This is a genomic window from Pseudomonas sp. 32A, assembly GCF_052682255.1.
This window is the reverse complement of record NZ_JBQYLY010000001.1, coordinates 2,601,061-2,617,775: the sequence shown is the minus strand read 5'-3', so window position 1 is coordinate 2,617,775 and position 16,715 is coordinate 2,601,061. Positions and strand designations below refer to the sequence as shown.

General features: G+C 55.6%; 17 protein-coding genes and 1 pseudogene. 3 read left to right on the top strand and 15 right to left on the bottom strand.

All coding sequences use genetic code 11. The features are described from left to right. Nucleotides 1–15 precede the first annotated feature (15 nt). The gene (locus tag ACUN0G_RS11990) at nt 16–819 is read left to right on the top strand and encodes a hypothetical protein (RefSeq protein ID WP_445573518.1); all 804 of its coding nucleotides are present in this window, start codon (nt 16–18) and stop codon (nt 817–819) included. Nucleotides 820–958: 139 nt separating this feature from the next. Here ACUN0G_RS11990 and ACUN0G_RS11985 read toward each other — a convergent pair whose 3' ends face one another. After that, nucleotides 959–1,657: a pentapeptide repeat-containing protein gene (locus ACUN0G_RS11985; protein ID WP_445573517.1), complete on the bottom strand. Its 699-nt coding sequence runs from the start codon at nt 1,655–1,657 to the stop codon at nt 959–961. A gap of 144 nt (nt 1,658–1,801) precedes the next feature. Between ACUN0G_RS11985 and ACUN0G_RS11980 the strand changes: the two genes are divergently transcribed. Continuing rightward, nucleotides 1,802–2,056: a hypothetical protein gene (locus ACUN0G_RS11980; RefSeq protein ID WP_445573516.1), complete on the top strand. Its 255-nt coding sequence runs from the start codon at nt 1,802–1,804 to the stop codon at nt 2,054–2,056. Here the strand turns inward: ACUN0G_RS11980 and ACUN0G_RS11975 are convergent. From ACUN0G_RS11975 to ACUN0G_RS11925, 11 genes are all read right to left on the bottom strand, one after another. Further along, a complete protein-coding gene (locus ACUN0G_RS11975; RefSeq protein ID WP_445573515.1) occupies nt 2,048–2,320 on the bottom strand; it encodes a hypothetical protein in 273 nt (90 codons plus the stop codon). The two genes, ACUN0G_RS11980 and ACUN0G_RS11975, sit on opposite strands and share 9 nt — an antisense overlap. Before the next feature lie 644 nt (nt 2,321–2,964). Continuing rightward, entirely contained in the window at nt 2,965–3,804 is an 840-nt protein-coding gene (locus tag ACUN0G_RS11970) for a hypothetical protein (RefSeq protein ID WP_445573514.1), read from the bottom strand. Between the two features lie 657 nt (nt 3,805–4,461). Beyond that, nucleotides 4,462–5,538 carry a protein-glutamate methylesterase/protein-glutamine glutaminase gene (locus ACUN0G_RS11965; RefSeq protein WP_445573513.1) on the bottom strand — a complete coding sequence of 359 codons (1,077 nt, stop codon included), beginning with the start codon at nt 5,536–5,538 and terminating at the stop codon, nt 4,462–4,464. After that, nucleotides 5,501–6,034, bottom strand: coding sequence for a chemoreceptor glutamine deamidase CheD (gene cheD / locus ACUN0G_RS11960; RefSeq protein ID WP_445573512.1), 534 nt, complete (start codon nt 6,032–6,034; stop codon nt 5,501–5,503). The genes ACUN0G_RS11965 and cheD overlap by 38 nt, the downstream gene beginning before the upstream one ends. Beyond that, nucleotides 6,031–6,840 carry a CheR family methyltransferase gene (locus tag ACUN0G_RS11955; protein ID WP_445573511.1) on the bottom strand — a complete coding sequence of 270 codons (810 nt, stop codon included), beginning with the start codon at nt 6,838–6,840 and terminating at the stop codon, nt 6,031–6,033. Before ACUN0G_RS11955 ends, cheD begins: the two co-directional genes overlap by 4 nt. Before the next feature lie 9 nt (nt 6,841–6,849). Continuing rightward, entirely contained in the window at nt 6,850–7,389 is a 540-nt protein-coding gene (locus ACUN0G_RS11950) for a chemotaxis protein CheW (protein ID WP_065895560.1), read from the bottom strand. A gap of 35 nt (nt 7,390–7,424) precedes the next feature. Beyond that, complete coding sequence (locus tag ACUN0G_RS11945) at nt 7,425–9,083, bottom strand: methyl-accepting chemotaxis protein (RefSeq protein ID WP_445573510.1); 1,659 nt, start codon at nt 9,081–9,083, stop codon at nt 7,425–7,427. A gap of 29 nt (nt 9,084–9,112) precedes the next feature. Continuing rightward, entirely contained in the window at nt 9,113–11,152 is a 2,040-nt protein-coding gene (locus ACUN0G_RS11940) for a chemotaxis protein CheA (RefSeq protein ID WP_445573509.1), read from the bottom strand. A 42-nt stretch (nt 11,153–11,194) separates the two neighbouring features. Next, complete coding sequence (locus ACUN0G_RS11935) at nt 11,195–11,482, bottom strand: STAS domain-containing protein (protein WP_445573508.1); 288 nt, start codon at nt 11,480–11,482, stop codon at nt 11,195–11,197. Nucleotides 11,483–11,504: 22 nt separating this feature from the next. Continuing rightward, nucleotides 11,505–11,873: a response regulator gene (locus tag ACUN0G_RS11930; RefSeq protein WP_053130151.1), complete on the bottom strand. Its 369-nt coding sequence runs from the start codon at nt 11,871–11,873 to the stop codon at nt 11,505–11,507. Nucleotides 11,874–11,882: 9 nt separating this feature from the next. After that, nucleotides 11,883–12,836, bottom strand: coding sequence for a methyl-accepting chemotaxis protein (locus tag ACUN0G_RS11925; protein ID WP_445575551.1), 954 nt, complete (start codon nt 12,834–12,836; stop codon nt 11,883–11,885). An 872-nt stretch (nt 12,837–13,708) separates the two neighbouring features. Between ACUN0G_RS11925 and ACUN0G_RS11920 the strand changes: the two genes are divergently transcribed. Further along, nucleotides 13,709–15,367, top strand: coding sequence for an ApeA N-terminal domain 1-containing protein (locus ACUN0G_RS11920; RefSeq protein ID WP_445573507.1), 1,659 nt, complete (start codon nt 13,709–13,711; stop codon nt 15,365–15,367). Between the two features lie 202 nt (nt 15,368–15,569). Here the strand turns inward: ACUN0G_RS11920 and ACUN0G_RS11915 are convergent, their stop codons facing one another. From ACUN0G_RS11915 to ACUN0G_RS11905, 3 genes and pseudogenes are all read right to left on the bottom strand, one after another. Further along, complete coding sequence (locus ACUN0G_RS11915; RefSeq protein WP_445573506.1) at nt 15,570–15,779, bottom strand: hypothetical protein; 210 nt, start codon at nt 15,777–15,779, stop codon at nt 15,570–15,572. Between the two features lie 64 nt (nt 15,780–15,843). Continuing rightward, a pseudogene (locus ACUN0G_RS11910) lies at nt 15,844–16,550 on the bottom strand (chromosome segregation protein SMC). A gap of 6 nt (nt 16,551–16,556) precedes the next feature. Further along, the gene (locus tag ACUN0G_RS11905) at nt 16,557–16,685 is read right to left on the bottom strand and encodes a hypothetical protein (RefSeq protein WP_445573505.1); all 129 of its coding nucleotides are present in this window, start codon (nt 16,683–16,685) and stop codon (nt 16,557–16,559) included. Nucleotides 16,686–16,715: the final 30 nt, after the last annotated feature.

The window sequence follows — 16,715 nt, the reverse complement described above, 5'->3', positions numbered from 1 at the left end:
GGGAAGGAGCATTAATTGAATATAATCAGCCTCAAAGATTTGACTGCGCGGCATGTCTTGGAGATATGGGAGCAGGCAAAGCAGCCTCCCAAATCCGTCAAGGGCACCGTGGGTTGGTCATTCGAAGGGAATGGTATTCGCACCCGTACCACGTTCATACAAGCTTTTGGACAGCTTGGTTTGCAATTCATTGAGCTTCCGAATCTTCTCAAGTCGAAGGAGCGTGTAGAAGATCTAGCGGGCTACCTTGATCATTTTTACTCTATTTATGTCATCAGGGAGTCGAGCCATGAAAAGCTGAAGGAATTTGCTTCGGCGAGTGGAAGGCCCGTAATAAATGCCATGTCGGCTCAGGGGCATCCCTGCGAGGTTCTTTCCGATGCCTTCTACGTCCACTCTAAATTTGGTGAGATCCGTAAGGCAAAGATAGGGCTGTGGGGCCCAACCACAAATGTGCTGCGCTCATGGCACGAGCTGGCGGAAGTGCTAGGAATAACGATCATGCATTTCTGTAGCCAAGACCTTCATCATTTAAATCCTCATATTGCCTTTTCCGACGTTGCCAATCGGCAAGTGGATATCTTGATTACCGATTCGTGGCCAGCCAACTTCACAGACACTGAGTGGTCGCTCACAAAAGAACATCTGGCAACGCTAGGCAACCCGATCTTGTTACCAACACCGCCCTTTTTTATCGGTGAAGAGGTTGGATTTGATCCTGTCGACTACAGCGGTTTCGCTGGATACGAGCAGAAGGCAGCACTGCTTCAGATTCAGCGCGCAATCATGGAATACGCCATGGGTGCATGCCTTACCTAGCCGCTGACCGCCTGAATGCTGGAATTGGCAAGGTGTGTTCTCGGAACGCTTACGAATGGACGCACAGTAGTCACCGGCACACTGCCATGACATCCATGATGCGCCCCGATATCTCATCAGGATTGCTCGTCAGAGACTTTTAAAGGACTGTCAGCCCCAGCCCAGCCAGCAGCATGCCTGCCTGACTACGAGAGATGATCGCACCTTTGAACAGTTTGGCGTCGACCAAGCGCAGTCCTTGCAGGCTAGCCTCACGCAGATCTGCGTCATCAAATCGTGCATTGTTCACACGAGCCATAGACAGACTTCCGCCATCAACAAATACTGCTTTACGAAAATCGCAGTACGTCAGATCAGCATCGCTAAAATCGATCTTATGCAACTCTGTCTTAAAAAAAGAAATGCCAGAAAGCATGGCGCTATTCAGCAGGCAGTCAGAAAAACTCAAGCCAAGCGCGGACACATCACCGAAATTCGCTCCGGTGAGCTTGCATCCTTCAAATCGCACATGGGCTACCTTGCCCCGTTGCCAGTTCGTGTTATTGAGATCGCACCGTTCAAAAGCTGCATCAGTGAGAGCAGCAGAACGGAAAATAGATCGTCCAGCGCGACAGCTAACCCATCGGGTATTGGTTAGGTTCGCAGCGGTAAAATCCGTGCCTGTTAAAATACACCGTTCCAAATGGGCGCCTGCGAGGCTTACTCTGGATAAATCCTGGCCACTCAAATCGATCCCTTCACAGCGCAACGGCAATGACTGGAGGTTAGCCAACTCAGAAAGAGCCCGATCCTCTAGATCGTCAGGGCCGATACAGAAGTAACCATTTTGGCTATTCATTCCTTTCCCTACGTTTGTATTGAAGCAGCGCATTCTCTGGCATACACGTAGTCAGATCAATGGTTACCGACGTCTGCCCATTTGAGGGTGACCGCCGCCTCCTTCAGGTCTCGTCGCAGCTGCTGCTTGGGCTTGGTGAGGGACATGGCTATTTCTCCGTCGTTTTCCTATGGTCCTTTACCACGCGCTTCAATTGCGCTGATTGGTCGAACCCGATCTGGCCAACTCGTCGTAACCGCTCTCTTTGAAGTCAACGCGCTGGTCGAAAAGAGTATGGACCATCTGCTCCAGCTGTTTGGTGTACAGCTCGGTTTGATACTCGGCAGAGTGACCATCGCCAGCCTCCTAGCGAAATCCAGCTTTCAGCTTTTAGTCCAATATAGACAGGTCTCAGCGTGACTCTTTTTGAGGCTCGGTGGTGCTGATAATCCCGATGTCACTTAGGCCAACCTTGACGATTAGGCCATCCATCACCTGCTTGGCGTAGGTCCGCAGGACATCCACATGGTCATGAATCCTACTAATTCTCTCCATGGCCGTGAGGAACTCAGGCTCATCGTATGCCTTCGCCTTTCTAAATAAATCCTGAACAGCAGCCTCAATTTCATCTGCGGCAGCTTCTAAGGTTTGGTGAAGTTCTTGGTTGGGTTTGGTGAGGTGCATGGGGTTGTACCATCAGATTGCTAGTTGGTGAGTATGAGCGGAAATACGAGATGAACTCAATGTAACTGTGCAGTCAGCAAGATATAGGCATCACCAATAACGAGGGCTGCGCAGTGACTGCTCTACGCGACTGCCAGCGTAGTCGGGGAAATTCTGCGCTAGTCTGATAGGGCAGACCAGCAAGCACAGGGAAGGCTATGGATTATCAGATGATATGGATGGCGACAATATTAACCGGGTGCTGGGTAATCGCAGTGTCGATGGTTATTTATGCGATTTTTGGATAAAGCAAGCTCTGGAGTGCGCGGCTACAGGGCTTCTTTTTTTGCCTCCACAACCTTGATTTATGGCAAACGTTGTGCGGAGATTGCCAGCGATGCGATGACGAATCATAGCTGCTATAGGTGGGTGTATTGGGTGTGCAAGGCCCCGGGGGCGTAGGCCACCGCCACGCTTTATCATTATCGAAACACGGTGCGCAACACTAAAAAAATGTCTAATAATGTCTTGATCTATCCCTGTTTCACTGGCCTAAACCGGCGCTGTATCGTTGACCAATTTAGACAGTGAATCCCTGCAAGCCAGGTTGTACGCTGCCTACGCCCCTCTCAAGTCCATACTGCTGCATTAGCAGCGCCAGGCATTCAAGAAACAACGTTTAAGAATTGTTTGAAAAATTCAGTGTATTTCGCGACTGCCCCCAACGCGATTGCAATGACGGTAAACGCGGAAAATAGCGGGTGACCTTTTGCGATTTCCAGCATTGCAATCGGACGGACACCAAGCTTGTCTGCCCAGGTAGCGTTTGTTTTAAGGCGTTTTTCATGTGTACGCTCGAAGAAATTTGCAAACATGTCCAGCTTTCTGAGCGTTGATCTGTGCATCTTAAGATAATCACCGCTGACGAATGCGTCAGCTTCCTGTTCGCCTGTCAGCGCGTCGACGTCCGATACATTGTTCAGCTCTGTCAGGCTCATTATTCGGCCTCTGCGGCCCTTGCTGTCCTCGTGTGGAGCATAGGACTTGCCATACAGGCTAACTAGTACCCTAGCCAGATCTACTTTTTTGTCATCCTGAAGCTCAAAAGGCTGCCCGCCCATGACGCGGTGTCGATGTTCAAGGGCGAAAAAGCCAAAATGCTCGTCTCGCATATTCCAGTGAATGAACCGGCAGTCTCTATGCTGCTCTAGAAAAGTAAAATAGCCATCAAGCATTGATTTTTCATGGCTATCCAGCTCATCCGACATCGTCGCAAGTGAACCCTTCAGCTCTGCTGATTTATGAAGCGACCAAGATTTTGTCTGTGCAGACTTTAGGTTTCTCACGGCGATGGACGTCACTCGTTTCGAAGCGCCGGTGGATCCTTCATAAAATGATTCGCATGAGTAATGCACTACGTATACACGGCTTGCGTCTTGGTAGAGCTCATCCACCAAGGCCCGGCTTCTAGCGCGATCCTTTACCCGGTCAATCTCCGAACTCATATTTTGCCCCAGTCGCTTCACGTGACGCTGTCATTAAGCTGGCATAACCGAGCCAAAACCAACCATCCAGCCACAAAAAAGGCACTCGCGGTAAACGCTAAGCGCCTGATTTGTATAGCTTATTTGGTGGGTCGGGGTAATCTGAAACGGTAATTTATCTTATTGATTATTATAGTTAATATTAGTTGTGTATTTTTATTGGAATACCAAATGGAATACCTCATGGGATAGCACTCCGTTGACCCCCGCCTGTATTCGATCTGAAAACCTTGCTTCGCATCCATGATAAGCAGTGATCTTCTCGCAGCAGGCGGGACAACGGGCAGCACTCGATCCGAGTCGGAAGGTGGCAACAGGCAGAAACCGGCCATAAGTTGCCGTTCGAACAGATCAGCTTCGATCCCAAACGTAAGCGTTCCGGAAACACACCTTTCGAACTCCAGAATTAATGGCGATGGTGTCCGCGTATTTAGGTGGACGCCATCGCCTTAAGCGATGGCATCAGGAATGTGTGTTGCCCGGACGGTTGAAACTGATATCGCTCTGTGTCCGAGGCACGGGGGGACGTGTCGGCGTTGGCTGCCCATCCGCACCATATACGTATATGTCTCCAGTCTATACCTAGGCCACTTAGGAGGTGTCATGAGCGCCTCAAGTTCACTTATACAAAATCGCTTGATGAATATCCTCCAGTGCCATGATGCGCTGGGCGGCGTTGAGTTTGATGGCTTCCTTGGGCATGCCGAACACCACGCAGCTGGCTTCGTCCTGGGCGACTGTCGCGGCCCCGGCCTCAAGCATTTCTTTGAGTCCGCGCGCGCCGTCGTCGCCCATGCCGGTCATGATGATGCCGGTGGCGTTCTTGCCGGCGAACTTGGCCACCGAGCGAAACAGCACATCCACTGATGGCCGGTGCCGGTTGACCAACGGCCCATCAATGACCTGGGCGTGATAATAGGCGCCGCTGCGAGTGACCATCATGTGCTTGCCCCCAGGGGCGATCAGGGCCAGGCCAGGCAGGATGCGGTCGTTGTTGCGCGCTTCGCGCACCTCGACCTCGCATAAACCATTGAGGCGTTCGGCAAACGAAGCGGTGAATTTTTCTGGCATGTGCTGCACGATCACCATGCCTGGGCACACCCTCGGCAATGCCGTCAGTACCGCCTCCAACGCTTGGGTACCGCCGGTAGACGTGCCGATGGCGATGATACGTTCGGTGGTCTGTGCCATGGCATGGCCATTGGCGGCAGGCAGGATCGCATCCGCACTGAGCTTGCTGGCCGGGGCCAGTGCCGGGCTGGCGCTGCGCTTGCTCAAGTTCCTGACGTTGGAATTCGCTGCGGCGCGGATCGCTGCCACCAGCTCGGCCGCCGACTCGATCAGGAAACTCTTCAACCCGGTACTGGGCTTGGTGATGATTTCCACAGCACCCGCCGACAGCGCCTGCAGGGAAGTTTCCGCGCCTTTCTGGGTCAGCGAGGAACAGATCACCACCGGTGTCGGCCGCTCGCTCATGATTTTCTTGAGAAAGGTGATGCCGTCCATGCGTGGCATTTCCACGTCCAGCACGATCACATCCGGCCATTCCCGGGCGAGTTTGTCCATGGCGAAAATCGGGTCGGAGGCGGCGCCCATAACGTGGATATCCGGCGTATCGCTGAGGATCGCCAGCAGTACCTGGCGCACCACCGCCGAGTCATCGACCAGCAGTACACTGATTTTTTTGGTAGGCATCTTGTTGAATTATTCCCATTGGTTGGTGCCGTACCCAGACGTTGCCGTTCCACAGGTCGAACATGATCGTGCGGTAACCGGTACTGCCCATGTCCTGGGCTGTCAGGTGCAGGTGATAGTGCTTGGCCAGCGCCAGCGCTGCGCGAATATTCAGGCTGGCCACGTCCTGCGTTGGCAGGCGGCGCTGCTGCTCGGGAAACATCTTGCCGCCGCCGAACAACTTGACCTGGTAATCCTGTGCATACGTGCCATTGACCTTGGCGTGGAGCAGCAACAGTTCCATGGCTTCGTCGGCATACCTGCCATCCAGGGGCTGATGGTCGCGCAGGCGCCCCGGCAGCATGAAGTGACACATGCCGCCGATCAGCCGTTGCGGGTGCCAGAAGGTGATCGCCACGCAGGAACCGAGCAAGGTGCGTAGGCGCGTCGGCCGCGTCGCAAAGCTGACCTGGCCAGGCGCCAACACCACTTCGCTCACACCGACTGGTTTTTTCATGGCTTGCGGTAAATCGACGGCGCCACCAGCTTCAAGGTGTCGTTGACACCGTTGAGGCTTTCCGAATGGCTGATGATGAAATAACCGCCGGGCTTGAGCAGCGGCAACAGACGCGCGACCACCTGGCTCTTGGTCTGCTGGTCGAAATAGATCATCACGTTGCGCAGGAAGATCACCTCGAACTCGCCCAGGGCCGGCAGCGCTTCGTTCAGGTTGACCTGCACAAAATTGACGCGGTTGCGCAAGGACTTGTCGATCAGGAAGGTGCCCTCCTGGCGGCCAATGCCCTTGAGGCAATACTTGGTCAGCAGCGGCTGGGGCAGCGTCGCGGCGCGCTCCATGGCGTAATGGCCGTTGCGTGCCTTGGCCAGCACCTGGGTGCTGATGTCCGAGCCGATCACTTCCCAAGGCGTGGTGCCCAGGCTCTCGGCCAGGGTCATCGCCAGGCTGTAGGGTTCTTCGCCCGAGGAACTGGCCGCGCTCCACACGCGAAATACCTTGCCAGGCGCGGCCCCGGGCAGCACCTGCTGGCGCAGGAAGTCGAAGTGCTTGGGCTCGCGAAAAAAATAGGTTTCGTTGGTGGTCAGCAAATCCAGGGCAACCTGCAGCTCACCCTTGCGTTGGTCACTCATGATCAGCTTGAAGTACTCGCCATAGCTGTGCAGCTCGTAGTGCTTGAGGCGCTTGAACAGGCGCCCGGCCACCAGGGCTTTCTTGGCCGGCGACAGGTTGATGCCGGCCGCGCGGTACAGCCAGCTCTGGAACTGGCCGAATTCACGATCGTCGATGGAGGCGGTATCTGGCATGGTCGGGACTCAACGCGGATCGAGGTCGAGGGCCGCCGCCTGGCCGTCCTCGGCGAGGCTGGACATCTCATCGATGGACAGCACCTTGTCCACCTCCAGCACAATCACGAACTTGCCGTCGACCTTGGCCATGCCGCCGATGAAATCGGCGCGAATCCGCGCGCCGAAACTGGGCGGCGGTTCGATCTGCGCGGCCGGGATCTCCTGCACGGCGGACACGGTGTCGACCAGCAACCCAATATCCTGGGGCCGGCCGTCGTCGGTATTCGCCTCGATGATGATCACGCAGGAGCGCCGGGTGATGGCCGAGTTGGCCCGCCCGAAGCGCGCCGACAAGTCCACCACCGGCACCACCGCGCCGCGCAGGTTGATCACCCCGCGCACGAACGCCGGCATCATCGGCACCACGGTCAGGCTGCCGTATTCGATAATTTCCTTGATGCCCAGAATGCCGATGGCGAACATTTCACCGCCGAGCATGAAGGTCAGGTATTGCGCGTCCTCATCCACCGCAACCGCGGTATGCCGAGTCGTCATCACTGCGCCCATGTCACTCTCCTTGTAGGCCCGTATCGATCGTGGGATCAGAAGCGGGTGAAGTCCGATTCGTCAGGTGCGCCGGCCATGTTGTAGGCGAAGGCCTTGCGCGGTGCCTGTGGTTTCGGGCGCGGCGGCTGACGGCTGGGCTTGCTGCCGGGGCTGTCGACGCTGCTGCTTTGAACCGCGGACTTTGGGGTTGAATCGAGCACGAAGAAGCTCATGGCTTGCTGCAATTGCTCTGCCTGGCTGCTCATTTCTTCGGCCGTGGCCGCCAGTTCCTCGCTGCTCGACGCATTTTGCTGGGTCACCTGGTTGAGCTGGGTCATCGCGGTGTTGATCTGCCCGACACCGGCGGCCTGTTCTTCGGAGGCGGCGCTGATTTCTTGCACAAGGTCGGACGTTTTGTTGATGGACGGCACCATTTCGTCAAGCAGCTTGCCGGCCTTCTCAGCCATGTCCACGCTGCTGGACGACAGCTCGCCGATCTCCTGGGCCGCGACCTGGCTGCGCTCGGCCAGCTTGCGCACTTCGGCGGCCACCACGGCGAAGCCCTTGCCGTGCTCGCCGGCCCGCGCGGCCTCAATGGCGGCATTGAGGGCGAGCAGATTGGTCTGGTAGGCGATGTCATCGATGATGCTGATGCGTTGGGCGATTTTCTTCATCGCCACCACGGTCTGCTGTACCGATTCGCCGCCTTCGGTGGCTTCCTTGGCGGCCTTGCTGGCCATGCCATCGGTGACCTTGGCATTCTCGGTGTTCTGGTTGATGCTGGCGCTCATCTGCTCCACCGAGGCGCTGGTTTCCTCGACACTGGCGGCCTGTTCACTGGTGGCCTGGCTCATCGATTGCGCCGTGGCGCTGACCTGTTCGGAGGCGCTGGCAAGGTTGTCGGCGGCGTTACGCACTTCGCCGATGATATGCGCCAGCTTGCCGACCATGTTGCGCATGGCGTTGAGCACCATGCCGGTTTCATCCTTGGCACCCGGCTCGATGTGGGCGTTGAGGTTGCCTTCGGCCAAATGTTCGGCGGCGGTTGCGGCCTGCCTCAACGGGCGGGAAATAATCCGGGCGATGAATACCGCCAGGCCCAGGCCGATCAACAAGGCCGCGACCAGTACCGCGCTGATCGACAGGCGTGCGTTTTCATACAGCGCCGAGCCCTTGTCACCCGCAACCGTCGCACCGGCATCATTGATCTCGATCATTTTCTGCAGGCGGCTGGTTACCTCGTCGAAATGCCCCTTGGACTCTCCCCTGAGCAAACCACGTGCCTGGACTTCCTGGTTCTGCCGGGAAAACTCGAGCACTTGCTTGCTGCTCGCCAGGTACGCGTCCCACGCACTTTTCACGCTGGCCAGCAGTTGGCGATCTTCGTCGTTCGACAACAACTGCTCGTAGGTGCCCATGCGGGTGTCGAACTGTTGGCGCGCGTCGGCGGCCTCACGTTCGGCCTGGGCCTTTTCCTCGGCGATGTCCGTCGCAAGGTGGCGGTTTTCTTTCAAGCGATAGTTGGCAGCAAAAAAACGCATACCGGCTGCTGCGCGCATGGAAGGCATCCAATTGCCCCTGATGTCCTGGGCCGCCTGGTTGACGGCGCCGAGCTGGAGAATGGCGAAGCCGCCCATGGCCGCAGTGAGCGCCAGGACCACCAGGAACGAGCTGATCAGCTTGGTGGATATTTTAAGATCGTAGAACCATTTCATCGGGGAACCTCCATGGAATTGCTTATGCGTCAGCGAGCGACGACCGGCGGCGATTGAGGCGCCTGGGGCGTGCGGGCTTCCAGTTGTACGAGTTGGTTGAGCAGTGCCGGTACATCCAGGATCAGCGCCACCGCGCCGCTGCCCAATATGGTCGAGCCGCTGATGCCGCGCAGCGCGCCGAACAGCTTGCCCAACGGTTTGATCACGGTCTGGAACTCACCGAGCAGGTCATCCACCACCAGCCCGGCCTTGTGCTCGGCGTAGCGCACCACCACCACGTTCTGGCGCCGTGCGGCCGGCCCCTCGTGGCTGAAGTGTTCACGCAGGTCCACCAGCGGCAAGACCTCGCCACGCAGGTCCAGATAGCCGTCGTCGCGGCTGGACTGGCGCTGGCGTTCATCCAGTTCGATACATTCCTGGACCATGTCCAAGGGAATCACATAGGTGGATTGGTCGATGCCGACCAGGAACCCATTGATGATCGCCAGGGTCAGCGGCAAGCGGATGCGCACCACCGTGCCCTCGCCGGGGCGGCTGTCCAGGTCGACGGTGCCGCGTAACAAGGTGATATTGCGCTTGACCACGTCCATGCCAACGCCCCGCCCGGACAGGTTGGTCACCGCCTCGGCGGTGGAGAAACCCGCTTCGAAGATCAGGTTGTAGATTTCCTGGTCGGTGAGCACCGCGCCGCTGGCCACCAGCCCGCGTTCCTGGGCCTTTTGCAGGATGCGTTCGCGGTTGAGCCCGGCGCCGTCGTCGGCGATTTCAATGACGATGCTTCCGGAGTCATGGTAGGCATTGAGGCTCAAATGACCCTTGGTCGGCTTGCCGGCCGCCTGTCGCGCATCGGCGCTTTCGATACCGTGGTCCATGGCGTTGCGCAGCAGGTGCATCAGCGGGTCGCCGATTTTCTCGACCACGGTTTTGTCCAGCTCGGTGTCCGCACCGCTGATGCTCAGTTCGATGTCCTTGCCCAATTCCTGGCTGATATCGCGCACCACACGGCGAAAACGGTTGAACGTGTCACCAATGGGGATCATGCGCAGGTGCAGGGCGCCATCGAGGATTTCTTCCACCAGCGCCGATACTGTCGAGGTCGCCTCTTGCAAAGGGTCGTTGTTACAGGAGCGGGCCAGCAGGCTTGAGCCGGCACTGGCGATCACCAATTCGCCGACCAGGTTGATCAGTTCGTCGAGCTTGTCGGCGTTGACCCGCAAGTAATTGCCGTCGCGGGGTTTCGCCTCGCTGGCTGGCGCAGAACGCTGCGGTGTCGCCGCCACAAGGCCTTGCTCTGCCTGGGTGACCTGGTCGCCGGCGACGACCGCCGTGCTGCCGGGCGCTTCGTCGACCGCCCTGATGTGCACCTCGCAGTCGTCACGCACAAAGTCGAACACTTCGTTGAGGGTGGCGTGACTGGCCGTCGAACGCAGGTCGATCTCGAATCCCAGGTAGCAGCTTTCCGGGTCCCAGCGGTCCATGGGCGGGATGCTGTCGGTCAGGGTGGTGACCTGCAGCACCTGACCCAGGGTCTCGAGGTAGCGCAAAAACGACAGCGGGTCCATGCCGTTACGGAACACGTCGACGCCAAAGCGCAGGGAGAGGTGCCAGAGCACGTCGACCGCCGCGTCGTCGGCCACCTCTGCGGTTTCGACGCCGGCAGCGGCGGTTCGCATCGGCTGATAGGCACTCAGTGCCTCGCGCAATGCCTCACCGCGCTCCAGCGCTGCGGGCGTCGGCGCCTCACCGCGGTTGGCGACCACTTCGACCAGTTCGAGCATGTGGTCGCCGCATTTGAGCAGCAGCGCGATCAACGTGGCGTCCACCGCCACCTTGCCTTCGCGCAGGCGGTCAAGCACGTCTTCGACGATATGCGTGAACCCCACGATCGACGCCAGACCGAAAAGGCCCGCCGAACCCTTGATGGTGTGTGCGGCGCGGAAAATCGCGCCGATGGCATCCTGGTCGCCGGGCTCGCTTTCCAATTGCAGCAGGGATTGCTCCATGGCCTGCAACAGCTCGCGTGCCTCAACGATGAATGTCTGCTGTGCCTGATCGAGATTGATGCTCACCTGGACTGTCCTTGTCGATCAAAAAAACATGGGAAGTGGCGACTACAAGCCTGCGCTACGGCAAAGTTGCAGTGCGTGCATGACCGCCTGGCTTTGGCCGGTCACACTCAAGGCCGTACCGGCAACGCCCGCCTCACGCTGGACTACTGCGAGCAACTGCAAACCGGCGCCATCCATCTCCGTGACCTGCGACAGATCCAGCTCCAGGCGGGGAGTCGCGCCGATCCGGGGCAGCAGCGTGGCCGCCAGTTCCGCTACGGTGTAGATGGTCAGCTCGCCGTCGATGCGCACGCAGGCAATATCGTCGGCTGTTTCAGTAGTAATCGGCATGGGAGCCTCCCTGGCGCCGGGATCAAGGCAGGATCAGTTTAGACACTGCCGCCAACATCTGCGCAGGCTGGAACGGCTTGACCACCCAAGCCTTGGCGCCAGCGGCCTGGCCCTCGGCCTTCTTCGACTCCTGGGACTCGGTTGTCAGCATGATGATCGGGGTGAACTTGTAGTTGGCCAGCTTCTTGACCTCCTTGACGAAGGTGATGCCGTCCATGTTGGGCATGTTCACGTCGCTGATGATCAGGTGCACTTTCTGCCCGGTCAGCTTGCCCAGGGCATCTTTGCCGTCGCTGGCCTCGATGACGTCGTAACCGGCGCTTCTCAAGGCTATGCCGACCACTTGCCGCACGCTGCTGGAGTCGTCGACCACTAGTACATTCTTCGCCATGATGTGCTCCTAAAAGAAGGTGATGTCTTGAGAATTCTGCTGCACGGCCGCCTCTCCATGATGGAGGCGCCGCTGCTCGTCGGTGGCATAGGTCGCCTCCATGCGCGCCAGCCATTGGCGGGCGTCGACGGCCATCCGCTGGTCCGGGGTCTGGCTGGCCTGCAGGAGGTGCTCATGCAAGGCGTGCATGTTGTCTCGCACGTGGCTGAGGATCTGGCTGACCCGGTCCTGGAATTGCAGGTTGACCAGCACCTCGGTCATCTCATCCCGGATCCCGTAGCTTTCCTGCTTGAGCAGGTCGGCGGATTCGGCCAGGCGCCCGGTGATGTTCTGGAAGCGTGCGAGCACCACTTGAATACTGTTTTCGGACTCGGCCACCGAATGGCTGTCCTGGTCGGCACTGCTGGACGCGGCCTGGACCAATTGCGTAATGGCGTTATTGATGATGTCGACCTTGGCCGACATCTGCTGGCCGGTTTCACTGGATTTGCTCGACAGGCTGCGCACCGCGTCGGCTACCACCGCAAAGCCGCGACCGGCCTCACCGGCACGCGCCGCCTCGATGGCTGCGTTGAGGGCCAGCAGGTTGGTTTGTGCGGCAATCGCCGCCACATCAGCGGCCATGGTGCGCAGTTCGCCGGTGTAGGCGGTAAGGCTGCGGACCTGGGCCAGGGTCTGGTCACGGCTGGTCTGAGTGGCCTTGAGCGAGTTGATTACCTGGCTCAACTCGCTGTCACTGCGTGCCAGCACCTCAAGCGCGCCGTCGGCGGCGTGGCCATCCAGTTCACCGGCTGCCTGCTGCGAGGCTTGTACCGTTTCCTGCAAGCGCGCGGCGATCCCGGTAAACCGGTTAGCCAGGCTCACAATCGCTTCTTCGGTCTGATGACGCGAGCTTTCCACCTGCTTGGCCCAGATAGGGATGGCGCCAAGCAACACTTCATCGAGCTGTGTCCGGGAGGCCATGCCGTTGCGCGCCGCGTCCGCGTCGGCCAGATCCGACTGCGCCCGCGCAACGCCTAGCAGCACTGCGTCACGCTGCGAACCCGCGCTCCAGCCGCTGGCACCGAGGCCGATCAGCACTAGTACCGCGCAGACCGCCAGGTTGGCCGCAGAGGTTGATTGCACGAGTATCCAAATCACAGCGGGTACGACCGGGATGAAAGCGAACCAGCGAAAAGGCGGATAAACGGGAGGGGTGATGCGGCTAGATTGGCGCTGGGTCATGGGTTCGATCCTTGAACTTTGTTGCGGATATAAACGACATAGGAGTTATCTGCCCTGTGCGTAACAACTTTAGATATCCAATGTGCCTTCCGTCTGATTTATGACCAGCAGGTTACTGTTTCTTGGGTTTACCTACAGAGCCTAGGTCTCGCATGAGCCAAACCAACGAAACCGGCAGTGACAGCTTTCTTGGCAAAGATATTTTTGAGTGCTAAATGCCGAAACGACTAGTTCATTAAAATGAAACTTGCGGCGCTGATAGCGCCGGAGTGAAGTCGTCTAGGGGACACATGCGGAGCGCTGCGTGATGCCTCCGAGGGCAAAAGTATCCAAACAATCCCGTTGGGTAACTGCCTGAAAAATGCTTCTGCAACTCGACCGCTGATCCCCACCTCCGACTGCCTCTATCTGTTGACAATAGGCAAAAATCGGCCAAAAGCAGGCGTTCGCGGGTGGCCGTTTTCATCCTTTTGCAGCCAGTGGTATTGGGTAAAATTGGACAGAAGCAAATCTTTGCGTTGTCGCTATCGTTCTACTATCACCGGTAAAATGAACAGTCTTCCTTGGATATAGACATGCTAAATCCACATTCTTTAGGAAAGAGGTAATCAATGGTGCAAAATTTCGATTTCTCCAACGAAATTGAGTGTGGTGTAGAAGTTTATCATGACGGCGATGGCATATTAGGTGAGGGGCAGTTAACATTTGGCGGCGGCAGTTTTGTCTGTATGCAGCTAGACTTTGACTCTAATTTCATAGCATCACAAAAAGAGCTTCCGATCCTTAAGGCGAGAACAAAAGAGGGACGGCACTTTACTTTATTCAATTGCGAAATTGACGACCGATTATTATATACGCGCTTTATTGTTTGTGGCGATGTTAAAGCGGATATAAGCGAGTTTCATGTTAAGTATGCAGAATTGTCTGATTGGTTTTTACATGGCCAATATATTACTGGTGAGCTGGGTGAAAGTGTAAGCTGGAACAATCCATCGCCCCAGCTTTCTATAACTATTAAAATGGCTGACCAAGATTTTTCTCTAAAAACTGATACATTTAGCAGCTTAACAAAACGTGGCGAAGATCATGTAATACATGAGCATACGCGTTTTGTTTTTGAGCGAGCTTGTGGAGTGTTTTCAGTTGATGAGCTCAGGGAGAAATCTTTAGAACTCTCCACTTTGTTATCTCTACTGACTGCAACCCCGGTATCTATTGCAAATGTATGGGTTCGTTCAGGCGTAGGTTATCCTATCCAGACCTACTTTTCAGCCTTTAAAAAAATCGGCGAAGGATCGTCGAGCGGAGCTTATTGGCTAAGCTGTTTAACACAAAGATATTCGTTGGATGATAAATGGCAATCAATATTTGAGCGATTTTATGCCTCCGACTACCGAATAACTTCCTGGGTTCGTCTTGCAGGAATGCAACGTTATGAAGGGTTTTGGGAGTTCAAAATTCTAGGGTATGTGAGTTTGCTTGACGAATATGTTAGCAACTACGCAAAAATTGCAAATCAAAAAGTAACAAAATCCGAGAATGAAAAAGTCACAAGATTCAAAAAACAGATCAAGCTTCTAAAAAAACCTTTGGATAAATATCAGATTGAAGATGTAGAGTCTCTTATTGAGTCAATTTTCGTGACATCGCGCGAGCTGACATTCAGAGAGAAATATGATTACGCAAAAAACTTGACGGATGAAAATATCCGCAGAGTTATCAATTTTACAGATGATGACTTTTCGCTAATAAAACGAATTAGGGATAAAATTGCGCATGGGGCTGCGCCAGAATTAGCTGATACGTCATATCGGGAGCTTCATGTTATTATTGAAAAGATTGCGCTTCTAATGACGTATTGGGCGCATTCCGATCTCGGATTTTCACCGTCTGATTTTGCAGCTTCTTTGAAGCACACACACAATCGCCTTCAATTTAATCAGGGATTAGACAAGGTCCATCTCGACCGCATAACCAATTCTGCACAATTCATTAAAGTTTCAGAAAGTCTTTTTGAGCAATTTGCCTCTGGTGAGGTTTCGATTGTTAACGCCTGCTTTATTCAAAGCGCTGAAGGAGGCTTGGCGTACTCTGAAAGGCACAAAGAAATGTACAATGCATGGATTAATAATCGAGCTAGAACTAGCAGTAAAATTATTGATGCTTTTGGATCCGAGTCTGAGAGAGTGACCGCAGCAGGTAGCTTGTATTTGGAGTGCGGAGAAAAAACAATACGATTGCATATGGCATACGTCATTCAAGAAGTATAAATACAGGAAGCAACTTTCTATGGGATATGTAGTAAGGGGCGTGCGCAATTGGCTCCATAACAGTCAGTCATCAGTGACCGCTTATGGCCGAAACCGGTCAAAAGCCTGCAGCCGCCACAGATCAGAAGCCGAACAATCTGAAACCTTGCTTGTAATGGGAGGATCTAGCGAAACGGAAGCTGCTTAAGCTTCCGCTTCTTTATCAACCGCTCTTTCTTTTGAGCTGGAGGTCAATGAAATCAAGCTCGGCCTTGATTGCATCAATCGTGCGCTTCTCGACTTTCGTTTCTTTGTTTGCTCTTGCATTGAGCTTTTTCATGTCGTCCACGACGGCGATTATCCCGTTCAAATGGAGCTTTCGGGCCCTTAGGTAATCAGCCATCTTTGCGCTGTTCTGTGGTGGTGTATTCATGGTGAGACCGATAGTAGGCCCGAAACAACCTGCCTTTCTCAGGCTGCTTCGGGGAAGGTTTGCGCTACGCTGCCAATAGGTCAAGCAGGCTGTGTCGGTGTGAGCGCTCCAGGAGTTCGCGCCAGGTCCAGCTTCCAAAGTGCTCGCCCTGTTCAGGGATATCCAGCTTCATCAGTGCAACCGGGTCACGACTAATCAGGCTGCGTGCGGCCCACAACTTACCGCCTGTTTCCAGCAGCGCTTTCGCAGCCTCATTCCACTTTTCTTCTAATACCGTGTTTGCCAGATGTGCTGCTTCTTTTTCAATCTTGGCATGTTCCTTTTGTGCCTCCGTAATGTGCAGATCAATCGTCACCAACTCCTGCTCCAGCGCCTTGATGAGCAGTTGTTGGCGGCGGTGATGCTCAACCGCCGCCGTGAGGTTTTTTGCTGCCTTTTGAGCTTCTGCGTTAGCGGCTTTCTCGCCCTCCACATCGCCCCACGCGACAGCCTGCGCATAAGCGGTGCAGCGTCCGTTTCAGCTTGTCGGGCCTTTGCCATGTCTTCCTGATCGCTCTGGCGGACCTGCTGCAACCGCGTCTCGATGCTGCTTCGCTTTTCGTTGAGTTCCATCTCGTCGGCTTTCCAGTTCGCCATATCGCTGAGATAGCCCGCAGCTAAGGTCTCACGGTTCGCCAATGTCTCAAGGCGATCAATTTTTTGATTCAGGTTGCGGATCTCAAGGCTTCGCGAGTCGATGCGTCTTTTGTGATCGTTGATTTCATCCTGCACTGCCCGTTAGCGCCCTTGCTGGATAACCTCTGGGCTTTCCAGCGCCTCTTCGAAGGGCGCCAGGTCGGCCTGAATGCTCTCCATTTCGAGGGTCAGTGTGTCGCGGCGGTCTTTCAATTCTTGAATAGTGTTCATTTGTATTGTCTCTGGGTAATACGGTTCATA